Origin of the sequence: Flavobacterium pectinovorum, from assembly GCF_022802975.1 — a bacterium.
In the GTDB taxonomy this organism is placed as follows: Bacteria; Bacteroidota; Bacteroidia; order Flavobacteriales; family Flavobacteriaceae; genus Flavobacterium; species Flavobacterium pectinovorum_B.
Genome location: NZ_JAFEVZ010000002.1, coordinates 437,407 through 459,725 on the forward strand (window position 1 = coordinate 437,407; position 22,319 = coordinate 459,725).

A 22,319-nucleotide genomic window follows, 5' to 3' on the forward strand; every position below is an offset into this window, starting at 1 on the left:
AGTTTTTTTATGGATATATTTTGGTGAATTTATTTCGCAATATTTACTGCTCTTGTTTCACGAATAACGGTCACTTTTACCTGACCAGGATAAGTCATTTCTGTTTGGATTTTTTGTGAAATCTCGAAAGATAAATTAGCGGCATTATCATCAGATACTTTTTCACTTTCCACAATTACACGAAGTTCTCTACCTGCCTGAATTGCATAAGCGTTTTTAACTCCGCTAAATCCGTAAGCAACTTCTTCAAGATCTTTCAAACGTTGAATATATGAGTCCAAAACCTGACGTCGTGCACCTGGTCTTGCGCCTGAAATAGCATCACAAACCTGTATGATTGGAGATAATAATGATTTCATTTCAATCTCATCGTGGTGGGCTCCAATTGCGTTGCAAACTTCTTCTTTTTCACCGTATTTCTCTGCCCATTGCATACCTAACAATGCGTGTGGTAAGTCACTTTCTGTATCCGGCACTTTACCAATATCGTGAAGTAAACCTGCTCTTTTGGCTAATTTTACATTTAGTCCTAATTCGGCTGCCATGATACCGCAAAGTTTAGAAACTTCTCTGGAGTGTTGTAGTAAGTTTTGTCCGTAAGAAGAACGGTATTTCATTCTACCCACAACTTTTATCAATTCAGGATGTAAACCGTGAATTCCTAAGTCGATAACGGTACGTTTACCAACTTCAATAATTTCATCATCGATTTGTTTGGCTGTTTTGGCTACAACTTCTTCAATTCTGGCTGGGTGAATACGCCCGTCAGTAACTAATTTGTGTAAAGACAAGCGTGCAATTTCTCTACGAACCGGGTCGAAACATGATAGAATAATAGCTTCCGGAGTGTCATCAACAATGATTTCAACTCCTGTTGCGGCTTCAAGGGCTCTAATGTTACGTCCTTCACGTCCAATAATTCTTCCTTTTACATCATCAGATTCGATGTTAAAAACTGAAACGCAATTTTCAACAGCTTCCTCAGTTCCAACTCTTTGAATGGTATTAATGATGATTTTCTTAGCTTCTTGCTGCGCCGTTAGTTTTGCCTCTTCAATTGTTTCCTGAATGTGAGACATAGCATTGCTTTTAGCTTCAGCTTTTAAACCTTCTACTAATTGCTCTTTAGCTTCTTCTGCTGAAAGTCCTGATATTACTTCAAGCTGTTGTAATTGACTTTTGTGTAATTTGTCAACTTCTGCTTGTTTTTTGTCTAAAACTTCAATTTTGTTGTTGTATTCAAGGGTTTTAGCCTCAAAATCATCATTTACTTTTTTAGCTTTAGATAATTCATTTGAAACCTGAGATTCTTTATCACGAACTCTTTTTTCAACTTCAGCTACTTTTTTATCACGTGATAAAATAACTTGTTCGTGTTCTGATTTTAATTCAATAAACTTCTCTTTTGCCTGAAGAATTTTATCTTTTTTAATGTTTTCTGCTTCTAAATTAGCGTCTTTCAAAATAGAAGCGGCTTCTTTTTTAGCATTTTTAATTAAGTTAGAAATATTACTTTTTTCGATAATTTTAGCTATTGCAAAACCTGCTGCAATACCTACAATACCTGAAATAATGATCGTTATGATGTCCATGTTTGTTAAAATTTATATATAAAAAAGCCTACATTAATTGCTTGAATAAACTCGTAAAGACAAGTTTTGAGCTAACTCACTGTTCAAGTTTCCAAGCCGAAGCATGGCATACTATAGTAGCGACGATTTGCTCATTCTAAATTGTTAGTGTTGAGTTTACCAATTGTGAACTAATGTAGGCAGTATCTTAGTTTATGTAAAGAACGTTTAATTTTCGAGATATTGATCTAATAGCGAATTTAATCTTTTAATTCTTTCGATGGTTTCTTCGCCATCAATAGTTTTATCAATCTGTTTTTGTTCTACTTGTGATGCAAATTGCAGGGCACACATAGCCAATACATCTTGTTTGTCGCGAACTGCGTAATTCTCTTCGAATTGCTTAATCATAGCATCAATTTTTTTAGAAGCACTTCTAAGTCCTTCTTCCTGAGCAGGTTCAACCGTTAACGGGTAAACCCTGTCTGCAACTGATATTTTAATTTTAAGCTTTCCGTCCATATTTACTAATCTGATAGTTGTGCAATACAGTAATCAATTTCGCGAATTAATGAATTTATTTTAAGCTTTGTCTCTCTCTTGTTATTGTCGCTGCCGAGCAACGAATTGGCTATCTTAAGTGTTTCGTATTGCTTCTTCAAAGCTTCAATTTCTTCAGATTGTTTCTGGATAATTTGCGCAGCTTTGTTTAGTTCTAATCGTAAATCCTGATTGTTTTTTTCTAGAGCTTTTGATTTTGCAAAAAGCTTTTCGACTTTATATTCAAGAGTATCAATTATTTCAGCAATTACACTCATTGTAAATCCTATTCATTACTTAATCCTACAAAGTTAGTATTCCTTTTTATTAATGCAATTTTTTATCGATTTTTTTGCATTAAAAATAAGCAAATTAATGAAATTCAGTGAATTGTATTTTTACAGTTTTATCTTCGGTTTTCCCTCCTTAATTTTTATCTTAGCAAAAATGTTACTTATGAGATTTTCGTTGTTTTATTTATTCTTTTGCAACTTTATTTTTGCCCAGACCCAATATCCAAAGGATTATTTTCGCTCACCGCTCGATATTCCGATGCAGCTTTCGGGGAATTTTGGAGAGTTGAGGCCCAATCATTTTCATGCGGGATTCGATTTAAAAACCAATCAAAGAGAAGGGCTGAATGTTTATGCTGTTGCTGATGGATACGTGTCCAGAATAAAAATTTCGACTTTTGGAAACGGAAAATGTATTTATATAACACATCCAAATGGTTATACTACTGTGTATGGGCATTTGCAGACAACTGTAGGTTTGATTCAGGAATATATTAATAAAACACATTATAAGGAGAAGTCTTTTGAGATTGAAATGTTTCCAAAACCGGATGAACTTCCGGTTACTAAAGGCCAAATAATTGCACTTTCAGGGAATACGGGTTCTTCTGAAGGGCCTCATTTGCATTTTGAATTTCGTGACACAAAAACAGAGTTTGTTATAAATCCAATGTTTTTTGGATTTGATAAAAATATTAAAGATTCTAAAAAACCAACAATTTCCAGTTTATTCGTTTATCCGATGGATAATACAACGGCAAACCAATCCAGACAGCCTTTATTGCTGAATCTTTCGCTTCAAAAAGACGGAACTTATTTGGCAGGTAAGGTAAAAGCTAACGGGAAAATAGGTTTTGGAGTTAATGCCGTTGATTTTGATGATGTTTCGAATAACAGAAATGGAGTTTTTAATGTTACTGGTTTTTTAAACGGTGATCCAAAATATAATTATCAGTTTAACACCTATTCTTTTGATGAAATGCGTTTTATTAATGCCTTTATTGATTACCCAAGATATAAAAAAACAGGTCAGCGAGTACAAAAGTTATTTATGAAAACTCCTTATGCATTGAGTATTATAAAAACAGATTCGCTTAACGGAATAATTTCTGTTGATCCTAATTTAGCGTCAACCTACAGAATTGAGGTTTCTGATTATTTTGGAAATTTAAATTCAATTACGATTCCTTTGGAATATGATTCGGCAACGCCTGTTATAAATGCTGAACCTGCAATCGGAAAATATTTCGTTCGATATAATAAAGATTCTAATTTTGAAAAAGATAATATGTCTGTTTTTTTTCCTGCGGGGACTTTTTACGAAGATTTTAATTTGAATTTTGATGTAAAAAACAATCGGATTTATATTCATGAAGATGTTGTTCCGGTGCATTCAAATTTTACAGTTACTATAAAAGACAGTACTTATTCTGAAGCCCTGCGTGATAAACTTTTTATTGCGAGGCTTAGTGGTAACAGTAAAAGTTACAATTCAACTGTCAGAAAAAATGACGTTTTTACAATAAAATCAAAAACATTAGGTCAGTACGGTTTAGTTTTAGATACAATAGCTCCGGTTATAAAAATAGCTAAACCAATTCAGGATAAATGGATTACCGGTATCAAAAATGTTCAGTTTACAATTGGTGATGCTTTGTCCGGAATTAAATCTTATAACGGGTATCTGAATGGAAACTGGGTTTTATTTGAATATGACAATAAAACGAGAAAAATAACCCATACTTTTGATGATGCTATAGTGGCAGAAGGTGCCAACGATTTAAAAATTGAAGTAGTTGATAATGTGGGGAATTCTGCTATCTTTGAAACTCATTTTTTTAGAAGTCAACAAAAATAAAATCTAAGCTTTTGAATCATTTTAAGTTAATAATTGTTTTTCTTTTTTTGGGTATTGGTAATGCGTCATTTGCTCAAAGTGCCCGTGTTAAAGGGGTTATTTTAGATAGTGAAAGTCATCCTGTTGCAGATGTGAATATTACAGCAGGTGATAAAGCGGCAAAATCTGATGCAAAAGGTTATTTTCAAATTTTTGTGCCTTCCAACAAAAAGGCAGTTTTGATTTTCACGCACGTTTCTTTGAAAATGATGACGTTAACGGTAAATTTAAAGCCTTATGAAACGTTTATTTTTAATCCTGTCATGAACAATTCGGAAGAGCAGATGGGGGAAGTTTTTGTGTCTTCAAAAAATAAAAAACGCGTTCAGGGTATTACCGTGATTGATCAGAGTAGCATAAAAAAAATGCCGGGAGCTAATGCCGGTATAGAAAATGTTCTGAAAACATTGCCAGGAGTAAATTCGAACAACGAACTGAGTACCCAATATGCAGTTCGAGGTGGTAATTATGATGAAAATCTGGTTTATGTAAACGAAATTGAAGTGTATCGTCCGTTTTTAATTCGTTCAGGACAACAGGAAGGGTTGAGTTTTACCAATACAGATTTGGTACAGAATGTAGATTTCTCAGCCGGAGGTTTTCAGGCTAAATTTGGAGATAAATTATCCTCTGTTTTAGATATTACTTACAGGAAACCAACTCAATTTGGAGCAGTACTTGAAGCCAGTTTTCTTGGCGGAAGTTTAGCTGTTGATGCGGTTTCTAAAAATAAAAAATGGTCTGCCGTAACAGGAGTGCGTTATCGCAACAATAGTTTGTTAGTTAATAGTCAGGATACACAAACCAATTATACACCAACATTTGCAGATATTCAGACCAATATTAATTATGATATTTCTCAAAAATGGCAAGTAAGTTTTTTGGGAAATATTTCGAAAAATAAATATTTATACAGGCCCTTAACCCGCGAAACAAAATTTGGAACAATTGACCAGCCTATGGCACTTGCCGTTTTTTATGAAGGTCAGGAAAAAGATCAATACGATACCTATTTTGGAGCCGTAAAAACAACTTATAAAGCCTCACCGACTCTTACTTTCAAATTAATCGGCTCTTTGTTTCATACTATTGAGCAGGAACATTTTGATATTTTGGCTCAATACCGATTAGGAAATGTAGATGAAGAAGGAAATATGAATCCTGATAATGTTGATTTTACAAGAGGTATCGGAACACAGCTTAATCATGCCCGAAATGATCTGGATGCTTTGATTGCGAATATTGAATTTAAAGGTTTTAAGGAATGGAAAAATAATAGTCAGTTAGAATTTGGGTTAAAGTTTACAAAAGAATCGATACGAGACAGGGTTGTGGAGTGGGAGGTAATTGATTCGGCAGGATTTTCGATAAATCCGCCTATTTTAGATCTTCCTAAAAATAACCAGCCTTATGAACCCTATACCGGACCGCTTTTACCGTATCAAAATATTCGCGCTGTCAATTTTAATGATATAAACAGATTTTCGGGTTATGCTCAATGGAATAATAAAACAGAGTTGGGTTCAAGTCAATTCTGGTACACTGTAGGGGCACGTTTTCAAAGCTGGCAGGTTTCGGGAGCAGCTGTTGAAGGTAAAAATCAGACTGTTTTTAGTCCGAGAGTACAATTTGCATTAAAACCGGATTGGAATACGGATATGATTTTCAGACTTTCCGGCGGATTATATCATCAGCTGCCATTTTATCGCGAACTTCGTGATCTGAACGGAGAGGTTAATCCAAATGTAAAAGCTCAGCAGTCTGTACATGTCGTGTTGAGTAATGATTATAATTTTAAAATGTGGAACCGCCCTTTTAAATGGGTTACAGAAATCTATTACAAATCGCTTTCTGATGTAAATACCTATTCGATTGATAATGTTCGAATTCGTTATGTTGCAGATAACAATGCTAAAGCTTTTGCACAGGGACTGGATTTTAGATTAAATGGAGAGTTTGTTCCGGGTACAGAATCCTGGATAAGTTTTGGTTATCTTAAAACGGAAGAAAACTATGAGGATAAAGGTTTTATAGCCAGACCAACTGATCAGAGATTGAAATTTGCGATGCTGTTTCAGGATTATATGCCAAACATTCCAAGTATTAAACTGTATCTGAATTTAGTTTACAATACCGGTTTGCCTGGTGGTTCGCCTTCTTATTCAGATCCTTATCTGTATCAAAACAGACTGAATGATTACAGAAGGGCAGATGTTGGTTTTGCTAAAGTATTTATTGATCAGAACAACAAAGCAAAGGCCAGCTGGTTAAAGAACTTTAAAGAATTGTCATTAGGTTTGGAAATATTTAATCTTTTCAATAATCAAAATGCGATAACCAATACATGGGTGCGTGATGCCTATTCTAAAAATCAATACGCAATTCCAAATTATATGACCTCCCGGGTTTTTAATGTAAAGCTGAATGCGAGGTTATGATGGAACGTAAAAAGAGAAAGAAGATTTTTTACGTTCCGGGAATGATTTCGTTGGTTTTAATTCCTTTTTTCTGTTTTTATTATTTTTATAAAACGGATGCTTTTAAAGTTGAGGGATGTATGGCGATTTCCGTCTCGACCAAAGAAGAATTTGAGAACTATAAGGTTAAAAGTCTAAGAAAATATAAAGATTTTGATTTTAAACAAGATAAAACCGAAGCATTAAAGGAGTTGAGGTTTTTTGTTAGGGATTTATTGCAAAAATATGATACAATAAATGGCGCTAAGATTCATTTTGATTCAAAAACAGATTATAATACATATATTGGTGTTATTAATATAATATATGAAGAGAAAGCCCAATTATGGATTCATTATAAAGATGATATTTATGTTTTGTCAAGTGCAAAGCCAAAGCCGGATCGAACTGATTTGGAAACAATAAAATATCATAGTTGCAGGTATTACGAAGAAAATAAATTGTATTTTTTGGAACAGGAGAGAGAAAGACAATTTCAATTTATTGTATCGCTCTATAAAAAATACTGGATAATTTTTCTGGGGTACTTCGGTATTGTACTTTTAAACCTCTTTCGATTAGTAAAATTCAATAAAAACCAAAATTACAACCAAAAATAGTATATTTGATAATTGAATATAATTTGCAGATGAAAAAGTACTTTAAATATACAGCCTTAGTTATTGTTACAACATTAATCAGCTGCCGTGAGGAGGTTCAGAAGCCTAAAGTGAGTTACGATGTGTCAAACAAAGTAAGTATTACAAAAACAGATTCTACACAAATTGAAGTCGCTGATTTGCCTATCCAGATGGAGGGGACTAATTATTTGATTCATCCGGTAGGAGATTTAAGGGTTTTTGAGAAAGGAACAAAAGCGCGCTATGGTTCATCAAGTGTAAATGATGTAAGTTTTACTATTTCTAATCTAGGAGAATTTGAAATTACGGGCTATCTGCAAAATTTGAAATTTCAGAAAACAGATTCAGATTCTATCAGACCCTTATCTGAGAAACCGGTTTTGATTTTAACAGCGACGTATTTAAAAACAATTGCTGATAAAACACAAAATAAAATTATGGTTTATACGCTGACCGATTCTGATACAAATAAAGATGGTAAAATTGATACTGGAGATATTAAAACCCTTTATTTAAGTGATATTAGCGGAGAAAACTTCACAAAAGTTTCAACAGATTTGCAAGAATTGGTAGATTGGAGCATAATCGAATCGAAAAACCGCCTGTATTTCAGAACAATTGAAGATACCAACCAAAACGGACAGTTTGATAAAAATGATGTTTTACATTATAATTATATAGATTTGACTTCTAAAAACTGGGAGGTTAAGAATTATAAACCTATTTAAGGTACTGAGTTGCAAAGATTCTAAGCAGCTAAGATTTTTAAATTTTTAAAAAAAAATGTATTTCGAAGAAGGGCTAAAAGAGCAGGAAAAAGGAATTAGAGTTTTAAAATATATTTTCTGTCCTATTTTTTTGTAATCTTCATCATAAGTTATTTTAGAGATAATTCTTTGGAATATAGAGAAAAGAAATATAAAGAAGAAAATGAGGATAGTTTCTCAGGAGTTGTTTATAAAAAAGTTGCCGAAGGAGAAGGTCGAAATCCCCATTATTTATATTTAAATTCTGGAAAAAGAAAATAGGTTGATTATATGTTTTTTATGAAGGAATTGAAATAGGGAATTCCGTAGTAAAGAAATCTAAATCAGATTCTGTCTATTATTACAAGAAAAATGGAAAGATTGTCATTGAAGACAGGAGTAAGTGTTTCATATAGGGTTATTTGTATGAGTTAAGAAATAAATAATTCGTGAATTCGTGGCTAAAAAAAACTTAAAATCTTAGTGTCTCAGCAACTTAGAACCTTAGATTAAGATATCACTTTCTAAATCAGATTTTTCTATTTCAAATCCAAATCCGAGGCGTTCTACCAATTCAATTACTAATTTTTTATACCAGTTTTCAGATTTGGGATGAATATATATTTTTTCAATCAGTTGGTTGATGTCAACGTTGATTTTTATACCGTCATTCAGCTTTAATTCACTTTTAGAGGTGTCGGTAATAATTCGGACTTCCCGTTCGTACTGAAAACTTTTTCGTTTAAACAAAAAGGGGAAAAACATATCATCAAACGGGATGTATTCTTTTTTGTAGTCGATATAATTTACTTCGCCAATATACTGGTCAAAATTGTTTTCTGGTTTTACGGCTTTTTGTAATCTCCCAATGGTTGACTGAATGGCTAATCCTTCACTGTTTTGGGTAAATATCTGCCACATTGCGAATGATTCGTATTCGTTAATATGCCAACTGCTAACGGCTACTTTTTCGCGGTGTGTTTTGTAGTAATTTAAAAATTCCGGGTTGTCAGTAGCCAGTTTTTTTATTTCCTCATAAGTTGGTTCGCTAAAGGTGCCTTCATACTGATCTTCAAACTTATCAGAACGGGACATAAATAGTTTTTTCGAAAGCAGTAAATCAAGAAATTTAGATAAATCAAGATATTTCCAAACGATAGTATCAGGATCGTCGGGTAGTTTTATGTTTGGGTTGTTAAGATACATTTTGAGAGAAATTAAATGATTTATTCTTATTCACCTAAAGTTATAAAAATAAACACAGATTAAGGAAATTAAAATCAGTTTTAATGTTTCCTTAATCTGTGTAAGTCAAGATGATTATTTGCGTGAATTTTAAGATTCGAAAGACTGCATTGTCACCAGTTTGTTATAAGTGCCGTTGTGTGCAATTAATTCATCATGAGTTCCTTGTTCTACAATTTGTCCTTTTTGCATTACAACAATTATATCTGCTTTTTGAATTGTAGAAAGACGGTGAGCGATCACAATTGAAGTCCTGTTTTGCATCATGTTTTCAAGGGCAACCTGAACAAATTTTTCGCTTTCAGTATCAAGGGCTGATGTTGCTTCGTCCAAAATCATGATTGGAGGATTTTTTAATACGGCACGCGCAATAGACAAACGCTGTTTTTGACCTCCTGATAATTTATTTCCGCTGTCGCCAATGTTGGTGTAGATTCCTAAAGGTAATTCTTTTACAAATTCATACGCATTAGCGATTTTTAAAGCTTCTATGATTTCATCATCTGTAGCATTTAATTTTCCTAGCGAAATATTAGCTTTTATGGTGTCATTAAATAAAATGCTGTCCTGAGTAACTAATCCCATTAAGCTGCGAAGTGACTGCAGGTTCATATCTTTGATGTTGATTCCATCAATAGAAATTGTTCCGTCGTTTACATCATAAAAACGGGTAAGCAAGTTTGCAATAGTACTTTTTCCGCTTCCGGATTGTCCAACCAAAGCGACAGTCTGTCCTTTTTTAATTTGAAGTGAAAAATCCTTAAGGACTGTTTCATTTTCATATTTAAAATTAATGTTTTGAACACTAATGTTGTTGTCAAAAGTTGTTTTTTCGAAAGCATTTTCTTTAGAAGTAATCGTATTTTCCTGTTCTAAAATTTCCAGTACACGGTCAGCAGCTGCATTTCCTCTTTTTACGGCATAAGATGCTTTCGAAATTGACTTTGCCGGTGTAAGAATGTTATATGCCAGTCCCATGTAAGCAATAAATGATGCTCCGTCCAGTGTTTTTTCAATCAAAACCATTTGACCTCCATACCATAATAAAATAGTAATAACCATGATTCCCATAAATTCGCTTGCCGGAGAAGCTAAGTTTTGACGATGTCCAATGCTGTTAGATAATTTAAAGAAGCGATCTGTCGAATTTTGAAATACAGTATTGAAATAATTTTCAGAATTATATCCTTTGACAACTTTTAATCCTCCAATGGTCTCTTCAATAGTTGATAAAAAAGTACCTTGTTCCTGTTGTGCTTTACTGGATTTTTTTTTAAGCTGTTTGCCAATTAAAGAAATAATATATCCTGAAACCGGAATGAAAACAAAAACAAATAATGTTAGTTTTACGCTAAGGATTAGCATAGCGATAATTGTAAAAATGATAGTTAAAGGCTCTTTTACAATAAGTTCTAAAATAGCTAAAAAAGAATTCTGAACCTCATTTACATCTGCAGAAATTCTCGAGATAACATCACCTTTTCTTTTTTCAGAAAAAAAGGCTAGTGGTAATTCCAGTGTTTTTTTATACATCGCATTTCGCATATCTTTCAAAACACCATTTCGTAAATAAGTAACAAAAAACATTGCCAGATAATCGGCCAGGTTTTTTAATAGAAAGATAGAAATAATAATACTTACCATAACCGAAAGTACAAAGCCGGGGTTGTTTTGATCGGTATTAGTTGTGATATAGTAACTTAAATAATTTTCTCCATATTCTTTTATATGTGCAATTCCTTCATAAGCAGGCATGACAGTGTTTCTTTTTGTTTTGTCAAATAGAACCTGAATCATCGGAATTAATGCCATAAACGAAAGGGTACTAAAAAGTGCATATAAAACATTAAAAAAAATGTTTAGATAAGCATATTTTTTATAAGGGTATATAAAAGGTAGTATTTTTTTGAAATTACTCATTTTTATGGATATTGTTTTCTGCTATGGCGATGGCTCTTTCGAGTTTCTCCAGTAATAATTTTTTTTCTGGTAATTGGGTTAAATAAGCTGAAACTTTGATTTGCTCATCATTATCAAGCATTAAATAATTAATTTGTTCTGGTGATTTTTCACTGCACAAAATTAATCCAATTGGTTTGTTTTCTCCTTCTTTTTGTTCGTTTTTCTCTAACCAGCGAAGATATAGTTCCATCTGGCCTTTGTAGTTAGCTTTGAATTTTCCTAATTTTAAATCAATCGCAACCAAACGTCGCAAACCTCTATGATAAAAAAGAAGATCTATGTAAAAATCTTCATCATCAATTACGATTCTTTTTTGTCGGGCAAGAAAGGCAAATTCACTACCCATTTCAGTTATGAAGTTTTGAAGCTGCGCGAGAATTGAGCTTTCTAAATCTTTTTCAGAATAAGTGTCATGAAGTCCTAGAAAATCTAAAAAGTAAGGATCACGAAAAGTTAAATCAGGACTGATTTGTTTTGTAGTCTTTAATAATTCTAAATCATTAAGGATAGTTTGTTCCGGTTTTTGACTAATAGCGGTTCTTTCAAACAGCATGCTGTCCATACGTTCTTGCAGTGTTCTAACACTCCAGCGTTCGTGTATGCTCATCTGAATGTAGAACTCTCTTTTGATATCGTTTTCAATATAGATTAAAGTTCTGATATGCGACCAACTCAATTTTGCACACACTGTGTGCAAAATTGTAAAGTCTTGTATTACAGAGTTTAATTTAATGAAACTTTGCAGATTCCTTTTGTTAAAGCCTGTTCCGTATCTTTGACTTAAAGCTTCACTTAATGCAGGGATTATTTTCTTTCCATAATCCGCCCTGTCGTTTTTTAGAATCTCATCATTGATGTTTTTTCCAATCTTCCAATACAGGAGTGTTAGTTCCTGATTAACTGTTTTGGCAACAAAATGACGAGTCTGATCTATTAATCCAATGATTGAATCTAATAGTTCTGGCTTATTATTTGTGTCAATTTTGTTGCTCATTGACTACTTCAATTGCATGTCTGCAATGATATTTTGTATTTTTTGATCTAAGAATTTTTCTGCTTCCTCAAAATCCAAAACCGATTCAATTTCAGCATTCACGCTGATGTAGAATTTGATTTTAGGTTCTGTTCCGCTTGGTCTTGCGCAAATTTTAGAGCCGTCTTCGGTGTAATAAATCAAAACGTTTGATTTTGGCATATCCATCACAGATTCTTCACCACTCAATAAATTCAAAGCAATAGAAGAGTCGTAATCTTCAACCATGATTACTCTTTGTCCGTTGATTTCTTTCAAAGGATTTTCTCTTAAATTAATCATCATCTGATTGATTTCTTCCAGACCTTCGATTCCTTTTTTAGTTAAAGAAACCAAGTATTCTTTGTAGAAACCATTTTCTACATAAAGTTGTAAAAGTTCTTTATAAACAGAGCTTCCTGCGGCCTTTGCCTGAGCAGCAACTTCGCAGATTAATAAAGTGGCAGCAACGGCATCTTTATCACGAACAGCATCACCAACCATAAAACCAAAGCTTTCTTCGCCACCTCCAATAAATTGAAGTTCAGGGAAATCCTTAATCATTTTGGCAATCCATTTAAAGCCTGTTAAGCCAACTTTACATTCAACGCCATAATTGGTTGCAAGTTCCATAATCATCGGAGTCGAAACAATAGTGGAGCCAACAAATTGTTTTCCATTGATTTTGCCTGCTTTTTTCCATTGTTTCAAAAGGAAAGAAGTCATTAAAACCATGGTCTGATTTCCGTTAAGCAAAATCAGTTTGCCGTCATTATTACGAACAGCAACACCTAAACGGTCGCAATCAGGATCGGTTCCTACTACAATATCCGAATTGGTTTTGTCAGCCAAAGCCAAAGCCATAGTCAACGCTTCCGGTTCTTCTGGATTTGGAGATTTAACAGTAGGGAAATTTCCGTCAGGAATTGCCTGCTCAGGAACAATGTGAACATTTTTATAGCCAGCCTCAGATAAAGTGTCAGGCACAGATTTTATAGAAGTTCCGTGTAAAGAAGTAAAAACAATGTGAAGGTTGTCTTTGGCTTCAGCCGGAGTATTAAAACTTGCGTTTTCGATAGATGATTTTACGAAAGCCTTGTCAATTTCGGTATCAATATACTGAATCAGACTTTCGTTTGCATTGAATTTGATTTTATCGTAATTCAAACTTTCAATTACGTTGATAATAGCACCATCCTCAGGAGGAACTATTTGTCCTCCGTCTTCCCAGTACACTTTATAACCGTTGTATTCCGGTGGATTATGAGAAGCTGTTAAAACAATTCCGCATTGACATCCTAAATATTTAAGAGCGAATGACAATTCAGGAGTTGGTCTTAAATCTGAAAATAAGTAAACCTGAATCCCGTTTGCAGAGAAAACATCAGCTACTACTTTTGCCAGCGTATTACTGTTGTGACGGCAATCGTAAGCGATAACCACTTTTATTGGCTGATTTGGAAAAACTTCGTGCAGGTAATCAGAAAGACCCTGTGTGTTTTTTCCAAGTGTGTATTTATTGATTCTGTTGTTTCCAATACCCATAACACCACGCATTCCTCCAGTGCCAAATTCAAGGTTTTTGTAAAAACTTTCTTCAAGTTCTTTTGGTGATGTAGTCATTAATTCCTTGACAGCAGCTTGTGTTTCTTTGTCAAATGTAGGTGTCAGCCATTCGTTTACGGCGCTTAAAATATTAGGTGCTATATTCATGTAAATCTCTTTTTAATGTTTTAAATTAAAGATAAGTATTTTTCAGGAGCTAAATCCTGCTGTCCACTATATCTTTTGTGGCAAACCCTGCCACAAAAGGATGCCGTTTCCATCAGGGCTAGAGCTTCTCGTTAAAAATTAACCTCCCGGGATACTTTATAACGTGCTTCATTGCTTTTAGTACGTAAAATAATTTCGCCTAAAAACCCGGCCAAAAACAGCTGAGTTCCCAAAACCATTGTAGTCAGTGCAATGTAAAACCATGGGTTATTTGTAACCAGGGTATATTTCATTCCGGTATACATATGGTATAGTTTTGAAACTCCAATGTATCCGGCAGCTAAAAATCCAATGATAAACATAAAAGAACCAATGGCGCCAAACAGGTGCATTGGTCTTTTTCCGAATCGTGATAAAAACCAAATTGTAATTAAATCAAGGAATCCGTTAATAAAACGTTCCATTCCAAATTTGGTTTCACCATATTTTCTGGCTTGGTGTATGACCACCTTTTCGCCAATTTTTCCAAATCCGGCATTTTTAGCCAGAACCGGAATATATCGGTGCATTTCGCCTGAAACTTCTATGTTTTTTACGACCACATTTCGGTAAGCTTTTAAGCCACAGTTAAAATCATTTAATTCAACGCCTGAAGTTTTTCTTGCTGCCCAGTTAAATAATTTCGAAGGAAGGTTTTTTGCCACAACCGAGTCGTAACGTTTCTTTTTCCAGCCTGAAACTAAATCATATTTCTGAGCTGTAATCATTTCGTATAATCCCGGAATTTCATCGGGGCTGTCCTGTAAATCGGCATCCATCGTAATGATCACATCCCCTTGAGCCTTTGCAAAACCGGCATGTAATGCCTGCGATTTTCCGAAGTTTTTCATGAAACGAATCCCTTTTACATTCGGGTTTTCATTAGAAAAACTTTCGATAATATTCCACGAATCATCTGTACTGCCATCATCCACAAAAATGATTTCATAAGAGTAATTGTTGGATTGCATCACTTTAATAATCCATGTATAGAGTTCTTTAAGTGATTCCTCTTCGTTTAGAAGCGGTATAAGTATAGATAAATTCATTTATATTTTATTCTTGTGTAGTTTTGCTTTTAAAAAATGCTGCAAAAATTAATCCAAAAACGGCACTGATTACAATTGCAAAAACGGATCCTTTTAATAACTCAAAAGTAGAATAAGGATTAGATAATTTCATTTTTTCAATAGTTTCATTGATTACAGATGCAGGAGTTCCAAATTTTTGCATCATGTTTACCGTATATTTAATCATTAATTCGCTTAAGGTGTCTTTTGCTGCAGGATCAACCACGTTAAATAGAACGATGTTGAAAGAAGTAGAAATCAGAATCCCAATTACGGCTGCTATAAAATAAGTAGTAAAAGCTTCTTTAAAAGGGAAAACACCATTTAGCTCTTTCTTGGTTTTAGAAAGTAAAATGATTGATATAGTCAGGCTGATAACGATACCCAATAATCCCATCCACCATGCAGTAAACAGGTTTAAATCAATTGTGTATATTGTGGCAGTAATTAATGCAGACGCAATTCCGATCATTATGCCATAAGTAATTCCATTCTTCTTTATAACTTCGTTAATCATATTTTCTATATGTTTTAAAATTAATCCACAAATATAGCAATTCCCAATATATGGAGGATAAAAAAGCTTTTTGAATTTAACTAAAAAAAAGTGGGCTAAGTATTTGTTTATTAAAAAAGAATTGTAAATTTGCACACTCAAAAATAATTAAATTTTTAAACAAAAAGAGTATCCTTTGTTTACACCTTTTTCTAACCATGAAAAAGCTTCAAAATAAAAATGCTCTGAAACAATAAATAAAAGAAAAGATGAAAAAAGGAATCCACCCGGAAAATTACAGATTAGTTGCATTTAAAGACATGTCAAATGATGACGTTTTTATCACTAAATCTACTGCAGATACAAGAGAAACAATTGAAGTTGACGGAGTTGAGTATCCAGTTGTAAAAATGGAGATTTCTAGAACATCTCACCCTTTTTATACTGGTAAATCTAAACTTATCGATACTGCAGGACGTATTGACAAGTTCAAAACTAAATATGCAAAACACGCTAAAAAATAATAGCTGTTTAAAATTATATAAAAGCCTTCCTAATTTGGGAGGCTTTTTTTATGCGAAAATTTAAACGCTAAGGTTTACGCAAGGTTCGTAAAGTTTTTATAAAGCTTTGCGAACTTTTGCATTTTTTCTAAACTTTGTATTAAAAAAAAACTTTGCGGACTTTGCGGTAAAAAAAACAGTCTATATCTGCTACAGCATAAATGACACAAATAAAATATTTGTAACTTTGAACCTGATAACCAAATCAAGATTTTAACAAGTACCAAATTTATTATTTATGAATTATATTCTTTTTGACGGTCCCGTTCGGAATGCTTTATTACCTTTTACTTTTACAAGGCCCGTGGCTGATATTCTAATCGGAATTATGACGATTCGTCAAAAATGGGAAGCACGTTTGGGTTCAACCATTACTACAATTACCGAAGAATATTTATCTGCAAAATTTCCAATGGTGGAAATGGAGGAAAATGTAATGATAAACGCAGCATATTTGCCTAACGATACACTTGTAGAGTTGATTTCGGAGCTAAAAGAAAATCAGGCTATTTTTAAAGGCGATGATGTAATTGCTTTTTTTACAACTGAAAATCAAGAGGAGGTTGACTTTGATTCGTATGAAATTATTCAGTATAACGATGATTGTTTAACTGTTGAACATACCTGGGATATTTTTTCTAAAAATGATGCTGCAATTCGTGCGGATTTCGCTTATCTGACAGAAGACAGAAAATCACAGCCAATTCCGAAAAGTGTAAATGTTATAGCGCCGGAAAATATATTTATTGAAGAAGGAGCGAAACTGGAGTTTGTAACGCTGAATGCTTCGACCGGACCAATATATATAGGTAAGAATACCGAAATTATGGAAGGAACCGTAATTCGTGGTCCTTTTGCTTTATGCGAAAATGCACAGGTAAAACTGAATGCAAAAGTGTACGGAGCTACTACAGTTGGTCCCGGATCCAGAATAGGAGGAGAGGTAAAAAATGCTGTTCTTTTTGCGAATTCAAACAAGGGACATGATGGATTTTTAGGTGATTCTGTTTTAGGTGAATGGTGTAATATTGGTGCAGACAGCAATAATTCGAACCTGAAAAATAACTATGAAGAAGTAAAATTATGGAGTTATGAAACAGAAGGTTTTGCTAAAACCGGACTTCAGTTTTGTGGTTTAATGATGGGAGATCACAGTAAATGCGGTATCAATACCATGTTTAATACCGGAACGGTAGTAGGGGTGAGTGCTAATATTTTCGGAAGCGGTTTTCCTCGTAATTTTGTTCCGAGCTTTTCATGGGGAGGAGCTGCGGGCTTTACGACTTATATTACCAAAAAAGCTTTTGAAACTGCAAAACTGGTTATGGCACGCCGAAACATAGAATTTGATGAAACAGAAGCTGCGATCTTAGAACATGTTTTTGAGGAAACAAAAAAATGGAGAAAGGATTAATGTGTCAATGAGATAATTAACCAATGAGATAATTTTTAGTAAACCCGACAGATTTTAAAATCTGCCGGGTTTTGTTTTGTTAGGAGTTTAGGAAATTATCTAATTGGCTAATTGACAAATTGCCACATTTAGAATTGCCACATTCTTTAATTAAATCTATCTTTGCACCACGAAAAAAATGGGTAGTCAGATATAACGATTAACCGATTAAACAAATTCACAAAAAGTAATGATTACAGTTAACGATATTTCGGTTCAGTTTGGCGGAACTACATTATTTAGCGATGTTTCTTTTGCTATCAATGAAAATGATAAAATAGCCCTTATGGGTAAAAATGGTGCGGGAAAATCGACACTTTTAAAAATAATTTCGGGTCAAAGTAAACCTTCAACCGGAAGTATTTCGACTCCAAAAGATGCAGTTGTGGCCTATTTGCCTCAGCATTTATTGACACAAGATGGCGCAACTGTAATGGAAGAAGCGTCAAAAGCCTTTGGTGAAATTTTTAGCATGAAAGCTGAAATTGACGAAATCAACGAGCAACTAACCGTTCGTACCGATTATGAAAGTGATGCTTACATGAAATTAATCGAAAGAGTTTCTGACTTAAGTGAAAAATATTATGCGATTGAAGAAGTAAATTACGAAGCTGAAGTTGAGAAAATCTTAGTTGGTTTAGGTTTTGAGCGTGAAGATTTTGGACGTCAGACTTCTGAATTTTCAGGAGGTTGGAGAATGCGTATAGAGTTGGCTAAAATTCTTTTGCAAAAACCGGATTTAATTTTGCTGGATGAGCCTACCAATCACATGGATATTGAAAGTATTCAGTGGTTAGAAGACTTTTTGTTGACTCAGGCTAAGGCAGTTGTGGTAATTTCGCACGATAGAGCGTTTGTAGATAATATTACAAACCGTACAATCGAAGTTACTATGGGAAGAATTTATGATTATAAAGCAAAATATTCTCATTATTTAGAACTTAGAAAAGACCGACGTATTCATCAGCAGAAAGCGTATGATGAGCAGCAAAAAATGATTGCTGACAACAGAGCATTTATTGATCGTTTTAAAGGAACTTTTTCTAAAACTGATGCGGTTCAGTCACGGGTAAAAATGCTTGAGAAACTTGAAATTGTTCAGGTAGATGAGGTAGATACTTCGGCATTGCGTTTAAAATTCCCGCCTGCGGCACGTTCCGGTCAATATCCTGTTATTGTAAAAGAAATGGCTAAATCATATGGGGATCATGTGGTTTTTAAAGATGCCAATATTGTAATTGAACGTGGTCAGAAAGTGGCTTTTGTTGGGAAAAACGGAGAAGGAAAATCGACCATGATTAAAGCAATCATGAAAGAAATTGGTGTTGATTCAGGAAGCGTTGAAATAGGACATAATGCACAAATTGGATATTTTGCTCAAAATCAGGCGGCTTTGTTGGATGAAAATGCAACCATTTTTGAAACAATTGATGGAATTGCAGTAGGGGATATCAGAACACAGATCAAAAATATTTTAGGGGCGTTCATGTTTCAGGGCGATGATATAACTAAAAAAGTAAAAGTGCTTTCAGGAGGAGAAAAAACACGTCTGGCAATGATTAAATTATTGTTGGAGCCAGTGAATTTATTGATTCTGGATGAGCCTTCCAATCACCTTGATATGAAGACTAAAGATATCATCAAAGATGCGCTCCGTGACTTTGACGGAACATTAATTCTGGTTTCTCACGACCGTGATTTCCTTGATGGATTAGCAACTAAGGTTTTTGAATTTGGAAATAAAAGAGTGAAAGAACATTTTGAAGATGTTGCCGGTTTCTTAGCACATAAAAAAATGGATTCTATGAGAGAAATTGAAAAGTAATAATTATTTTCTCTTTATAAAAAATGCCTCCAAATAGTTTTGTTGACTTTTGGAGGTATTTTTATTTTGTTGGGTTTTTTGTATTTAAAAGCCTGTTGTTGGGTTTTCTATATACATTTCTTTTCCAAAACGACGCATTGATTTTGAGTCTGTAAAATAAGGAAGGTTTTGGATTTTCTTAGTTTGTATTCTTTTGGCTGTCGAAGAACCTATAATTCTTGAAACCGCAAGGTTAAGTAAAGGCTCGGATCCGTCGTTTAAAACTCCGGATGCTTCTCCTAAAACTCCATACGTATTTACATATTCTTGTATTTCATAGGTTGGTGTTGGCTCTAGGCCTCCTGTATAATCTCCAAAATTATCTTTATTAGTAATTTTAAAAACTAAAGGCTGCATGGCATATTTATGTATTGGATTTACTTTTGTTTTTGATAAAGATGGTGAATCGTAAACCGTAATAGAACCAACATTTTTACCTACAGTTGTTGCTCCAACTTGAATTACCTCAATGTATGACTTTAATCCATTAATGATCAATTCACTCGCAGAAGCTGTACTTTCTGTTGCTATAATGTAAATCTTATTTAATTTTAAACTGTTTACAGGATTTCCGTCAAATGTAGATACAAATTTATTATTTAGAGACTCTAACTGTTTAGAACTAAACTTTGCGGTTTGTTTGGCATTATATTGTGTTTTCGAGAAGATGTTATTTGGGAACTGTCCCGTAATCATACTTGCTAATCTAATTGAAGAGCGAACAGAGCCACCGCCATTGTATCTTAAATCTAAAACTAAATCGGTTATTCCTTCTGCTTTCAGTTTTCCAAAAGCCTGATTCAGTTCATTATCATATTCGGCATAAAAACCATTGTACATCAGATAGCCTATTTTATGGTTTCCGGAAGTTATTGTTTTATTGATTAAAATTGGGTTTTCTTCTAAAACTGTTTTTGTTAACGATACAGACTTACCGTTTAAAATAAAAGCACTACCATTATATTCGGCTAAATTTAAGGTATAACTATCAGAATCAGAATTAAAAAGTAGTGATCTGTAATTTGATTCAGTAAGAGGTATTCCATTTACACTTGTAAATAAATCTCCACGTTTAATGTCTTTCTTCGATGCGTCTGAGTTTGGAATTATATAACGAACATAACCTACCAAATTATCAGATCCTTCAGATTGCCTGCCTAATCCAAGATCAATACCGCTATTTTTTGTAATTCCGTTTAATTCCTGTTCCAGAACAGTATAATCGTTTACAATCCAGCTAAAACGATCGATAGCTTCTTTAATAGGATATTTGCTTTTCGGTTTATTTAGTAAATCCTGGAATAAATTTTCCGGTTCAGAATATCCTTTTAAAAAAGCATCCCTGTCTCCTTGATTTGCAAAGCGGTCATCAGCTAAATCAGGAACATCGGCCTGCCATAAATAAACTTCATTTAATCCTCTCAGGATGAAACTATTTATTTGTAAATCTTTTGAAATGGCAACATCATCGTTATCTTCACAAGACTGCAGGCTAAATATTGCTAAAAATAATAAAACTAAATTTCTCGATAATATTTTCATATAATGTTTGGTTTCAATATAGTATAAACGTAAAAATAGTATCTTTAGTTTTAACTATAATAAACGTGCAGTTTTTTTTACAATATTTTTTAACTTGTTTTGTAACAAAAATAATGCTCCCTCGTCTTGACTATATAAGCTAACAAACCAACTTTGATTTATAAAATGATTATGACCGTAAAATGGTCAAAAAAACATCGATAGAAATATGTGAATCGCATAGGTCTGATTAAATCAATAAATAACCAGATATGAACCAGGTTGTATTTATAGAATTAATAAATTCTTTTAAAGATAAAGTTTTTCGTCTGGCAAAAAGATTATTAACCAGTACGGAAGAGGCCGAAGATGCAACTCAGGAAGTAATGGAGAAATTATGGAACAAAAAAGACAATTTGGATGCTTACAATAATGTTGAAGCCGTGGCAATGACAATGACAAAAAATTATTGTCTGGATCAATTAAAATCCAAAAGGGCAGGTAATCTTAAAATTGTGCATGATAATTTTACAGATCGAGAGCCTCAATTAGATAAAAAACTTGAAGACACGGATAGTTTAGAATGGGTTGAAAAAATAATAAATCAGCTGCCTGAGCAACTTCAAATACTAATTCAGTTACGTGATGTTGAACAATATGAATTTGACGAAATTGCCAAAATTGTCAATATGAATGAAACGGCTATTCGGGTAGCGCTTTCGAGGGCAAGGAAAAAAATAAGAGAATCAATGGTTAACACACACGGTTATGGAATTAAATAGAATAGAAAATATATTAGAAAAATACTTTCAGGGAGAAACGACTATTGCTGAAGAAAAAGAATTGAAAGAATACTTTTCTTCTTTAAATGTTGCGCAGCATTTAAAGCAATATCAGCCAATTTTTGGTTATTTCTCTCAGGTAAAAGAACAAAAATTGACGCAAGAAATTCCACTACAAACTAAAAAACAAAATGTGGGGTGGTTATCAATTGCGGCTTCTGTTGTTGTTTTACTGGGGATTGGGACCTTTTATTATGTGAGTGACAATAGTACAGATAATGTTGTGGCGAAATCAGAATTAGGAACCTATGATAATCCTGAAGAGGCTCTTGCTGCAACGCAAAAAGCTTTAGCTTTATTATCAAACAATGTGAATGTAGGTATAGAAAGTGTACACTATATTAAAGAATACGAGCAATCAAAAAATAAAATTTTTAAACAATAAACTTAATTTA

Annotated in this window: 20 protein-coding genes; 10 read left to right on the plus strand and 10 right to left on the minus strand. The window is 33.5% G+C overall.

Going from position 1 to position 22,319, the window contains the following annotated elements; all coding sequences use genetic code 11:
• Positions 1-29: 29 nt before the first annotated feature.
• The 3 genes from rny to FLV_RS04615 form a co-directional block, all read right to left on the minus strand.
• Positions 30-1,592: a ribonuclease Y gene (gene rny, locus FLV_RS04605; protein ID WP_243231185.1), complete on the minus strand. Its 1,563-nt coding sequence runs from the start codon at positions 1,590-1,592 to the stop codon at positions 30-32.
• 207 nt (positions 1,593-1,799) lie between these two features.
• The gene (locus tag FLV_RS04610) at positions 1,800-2,093 is read right to left on the minus strand and encodes a cell division protein ZapA (protein ID WP_243231188.1); all 294 of its coding nucleotides are present in this window, start codon (positions 2,091-2,093) and stop codon (positions 1,800-1,802) included.
• Between the two features lie 5 nt (positions 2,094-2,098).
• Positions 2,099-2,389 carry a hypothetical protein gene (locus tag FLV_RS04615; protein WP_163398981.1) on the minus strand — a complete coding sequence of 97 codons (291 nt, stop codon included), beginning with the start codon at positions 2,387-2,389 and terminating at the stop codon, positions 2,099-2,101.
• A gap of 178 nt (positions 2,390-2,567) precedes the next feature.
• On the opposite strand from FLV_RS04615, the gene FLV_RS04620 reads away from it, so the two are divergent.
• The 5 genes from FLV_RS04620 (at position 2,568) to FLV_RS19940 (ending at position 8,426) form a co-directional block, all read left to right on the plus strand.
• Positions 2,568-4,262 (plus strand): M23 family metallopeptidase, encoded by a 1,695-nt coding sequence (locus FLV_RS04620; RefSeq protein ID WP_243231189.1) that lies wholly within the window; start codon positions 2,568-2,570, stop codon positions 4,260-4,262.
• An 11-nt stretch (positions 4,263-4,273) separates the two neighbouring features.
• Positions 4,274-6,739: a TonB-dependent receptor plug domain-containing protein gene (locus tag FLV_RS04625; RefSeq protein WP_243231191.1), complete on the plus strand. Its 2,466-nt coding sequence runs from the start codon at positions 4,274-4,276 to the stop codon at positions 6,737-6,739.
• Positions 6,736-7,377, plus strand: coding sequence for a hypothetical protein (locus FLV_RS04630; protein WP_243231192.1), 642 nt, complete (start codon positions 6,736-6,738; stop codon positions 7,375-7,377). The genes FLV_RS04625 and FLV_RS04630 overlap by 4 nt, the downstream gene beginning before the upstream one ends.
• A 29-nt stretch (positions 7,378-7,406) precedes the next feature.
• A complete protein-coding gene (locus tag FLV_RS04635; protein WP_243231193.1) occupies positions 7,407-8,126 on the plus strand; it encodes a hypothetical protein in 720 nt (239 codons plus the stop codon).
• 168 nt (positions 8,127-8,294) lie between these two features.
• Positions 8,295-8,426: a hypothetical protein gene (locus FLV_RS19940; RefSeq protein WP_262916399.1), complete on the plus strand. Its 132-nt coding sequence runs from the start codon at positions 8,295-8,297 to the stop codon at positions 8,424-8,426.
• Between the two features lie 222 nt (positions 8,427-8,648).
• Here the strand turns inward: FLV_RS19940 and FLV_RS04640 are convergent, their stop codons facing one another.
• The 6 genes from FLV_RS04640 to FLV_RS04665 all read right to left on the minus strand — a co-directional run bounded on the left by FLV_RS04640 (position 8,649) and on the right by FLV_RS04665 (position 15,702).
• A complete protein-coding gene (locus FLV_RS04640) occupies positions 8,649-9,350 on the minus strand; it encodes a hypothetical protein (RefSeq protein WP_243231196.1) in 702 nt (233 codons plus the stop codon).
• A 129-nt stretch (positions 9,351-9,479) separates the two neighbouring features.
• Positions 9,480-11,309: an ABC transporter ATP-binding protein gene (locus tag FLV_RS04645; RefSeq protein WP_243231199.1), complete on the minus strand. Its 1,830-nt coding sequence runs from the start codon at positions 11,307-11,309 to the stop codon at positions 9,480-9,482.
• The gene (locus FLV_RS04650; RefSeq protein ID WP_243231209.1) at positions 11,302-12,345 is read right to left on the minus strand and encodes a YhcG family protein; all 1,044 of its coding nucleotides are present in this window, start codon (positions 12,343-12,345) and stop codon (positions 11,302-11,304) included. Before FLV_RS04650 ends, FLV_RS04645 begins: the two co-directional genes overlap by 8 nt.
• A 3-nt stretch (positions 12,346-12,348) precedes the next feature.
• Positions 12,349-14,076: a phospho-sugar mutase gene (locus tag FLV_RS04655; protein WP_243231211.1), complete on the minus strand. Its 1,728-nt coding sequence runs from the start codon at positions 14,074-14,076 to the stop codon at positions 12,349-12,351.
• A 131-nt stretch (positions 14,077-14,207) separates the two neighbouring features.
• The gene (locus tag FLV_RS04660; protein WP_243231214.1) at positions 14,208-15,164 is read right to left on the minus strand and encodes a glycosyltransferase family 2 protein; all 957 of its coding nucleotides are present in this window, start codon (positions 15,162-15,164) and stop codon (positions 14,208-14,210) included.
• 7 nt (positions 15,165-15,171) lie between these two features.
• Positions 15,172-15,702, minus strand: a complete 531-nt coding sequence (locus tag FLV_RS04665) for a DUF4199 domain-containing protein (protein WP_243231218.1) — start codon at positions 15,700-15,702, stop codon at positions 15,172-15,174.
• A 248-nt stretch (positions 15,703-15,950) separates the two neighbouring features.
• Here FLV_RS04665 and FLV_RS04670 point away from each other — a divergent pair, with 248 nt between their 5' ends.
• The 3 genes from FLV_RS04670 to FLV_RS04680 all read left to right on the plus strand — a co-directional run bounded on the left by FLV_RS04670 (position 15,951) and on the right by FLV_RS04680 (position 19,522).
• A complete protein-coding gene (locus FLV_RS04670; RefSeq protein WP_031456968.1) occupies positions 15,951-16,205 on the plus strand; it encodes a type B 50S ribosomal protein L31 in 255 nt (84 codons plus the stop codon).
• A gap of 277 nt (positions 16,206-16,482) precedes the next feature.
• Entirely contained in the window at positions 16,483-17,658 is a 1,176-nt protein-coding gene (locus tag FLV_RS04675; RefSeq protein ID WP_243231221.1) for a GlmU family protein, read from the plus strand.
• A gap of 229 nt (positions 17,659-17,887) precedes the next feature.
• Positions 17,888-19,522, plus strand: coding sequence for an ABC-F family ATP-binding cassette domain-containing protein (locus tag FLV_RS04680; RefSeq protein ID WP_243231223.1), 1,635 nt, complete (start codon positions 17,888-17,890; stop codon positions 19,520-19,522).
• A gap of 84 nt (positions 19,523-19,606) precedes the next feature.
• On the opposite strand, the gene FLV_RS04685 is transcribed toward FLV_RS04680, so the two are convergent.
• Positions 19,607-21,103, minus strand: coding sequence for a S41 family peptidase (locus tag FLV_RS04685; RefSeq protein ID WP_243231227.1), 1,497 nt, complete (start codon positions 21,101-21,103; stop codon positions 19,607-19,609).
• 251 nt (positions 21,104-21,354) lie between these two features.
• Between FLV_RS04685 and FLV_RS04690 the strand changes: the two genes are divergently transcribed.
• The gene (locus FLV_RS04690; protein WP_243231230.1) at positions 21,355-21,864 is read left to right on the plus strand and encodes an RNA polymerase sigma factor; all 510 of its coding nucleotides are present in this window, start codon (positions 21,355-21,357) and stop codon (positions 21,862-21,864) included.
• Complete coding sequence (locus tag FLV_RS04695; protein WP_243231231.1) at positions 21,851-22,309, plus strand: hypothetical protein; 459 nt, start codon at positions 21,851-21,853, stop codon at positions 22,307-22,309. The genes FLV_RS04690 and FLV_RS04695 overlap by 14 nt, the downstream gene beginning before the upstream one ends.
• Positions 22,310-22,319 lie beyond the last annotated feature (10 nt).

Bases quoted from the DNA above. Each gene is read 5' to 3' on its own strand.
- rny (WP_243231185.1), bottom strand. From the start codon at position 1,592: ATGGACATCATAACGATCATTATTTCAGGTATTGTAGGTATTGCAGCA.
- FLV_RS04610 (WP_243231188.1), bottom strand. From the start codon at position 2,093: ATGGACGGAAAGCTTAAAATTAAAATATCAGTTGCAGACAGGGTTTAC.
- FLV_RS04615 (WP_163398981.1), bottom strand. From the start codon at position 2,389: ATGAGTGTAATTGCTGAAATAATTGATACTCTTGAATATAAAGTCGAA.
- FLV_RS04620 (WP_243231189.1), top strand. From the start codon at position 2,568: ATGAGATTTTCGTTGTTTTATTTATTCTTTTGCAACTTTATTTTTGCC.
- FLV_RS04630 (WP_243231192.1), top strand. From the start codon at position 6,736: ATGATGGAACGTAAAAAGAGAAAGAAGATTTTTTACGTTCCGGGAATG.
- FLV_RS04635 (WP_243231193.1), top strand. From the start codon at position 7,407: ATGAAAAAGTACTTTAAATATACAGCCTTAGTTATTGTTACAACATTA.
- FLV_RS04640 (WP_243231196.1), bottom strand. From the start codon at position 9,350: ATGTATCTTAACAACCCAAACATAAAACTACCCGACGATCCTGATACT.
- FLV_RS04645 (WP_243231199.1), bottom strand. From the start codon at position 11,309: ATGAGTAATTTCAAAAAAATACTACCTTTTATATACCCTTATAAAAAA.
- FLV_RS04650 (WP_243231209.1), bottom strand. From the start codon at position 12,345: ATGAGCAACAAAATTGACACAAATAATAAGCCAGAACTATTAGATTCA.
- FLV_RS04655 (WP_243231211.1), bottom strand. From the start codon at position 14,076: ATGAATATAGCACCTAATATTTTAAGCGCCGTAAACGAATGGCTGACA.
- FLV_RS04660 (WP_243231214.1), bottom strand. From the start codon at position 15,164: ATGAATTTATCTATACTTATACCGCTTCTAAACGAAGAGGAATCACTT.
- FLV_RS04665 (WP_243231218.1), bottom strand. From the start codon at position 15,702: ATGATTAACGAAGTTATAAAGAAGAATGGAATTACTTATGGCATAATG.
- FLV_RS04670 (WP_031456968.1), top strand. From the start codon at position 15,951: ATGAAAAAAGGAATCCACCCGGAAAATTACAGATTAGTTGCATTTAAA.
- FLV_RS04675 (WP_243231221.1), top strand. From the start codon at position 16,483: ATGAATTATATTCTTTTTGACGGTCCCGTTCGGAATGCTTTATTACCT.
- FLV_RS04680 (WP_243231223.1), top strand. From the start codon at position 17,888: ATGATTACAGTTAACGATATTTCGGTTCAGTTTGGCGGAACTACATTA.
- FLV_RS04685 (WP_243231227.1), bottom strand. From the start codon at position 21,103: ATGAAAATATTATCGAGAAATTTAGTTTTATTATTTTTAGCAATATTT.
- FLV_RS04690 (WP_243231230.1), top strand. From the start codon at position 21,355: ATGAACCAGGTTGTATTTATAGAATTAATAAATTCTTTTAAAGATAAA.
- FLV_RS04695 (WP_243231231.1), top strand. From the start codon at position 21,851: ATGGAATTAAATAGAATAGAAAATATATTAGAAAAATACTTTCAGGGA.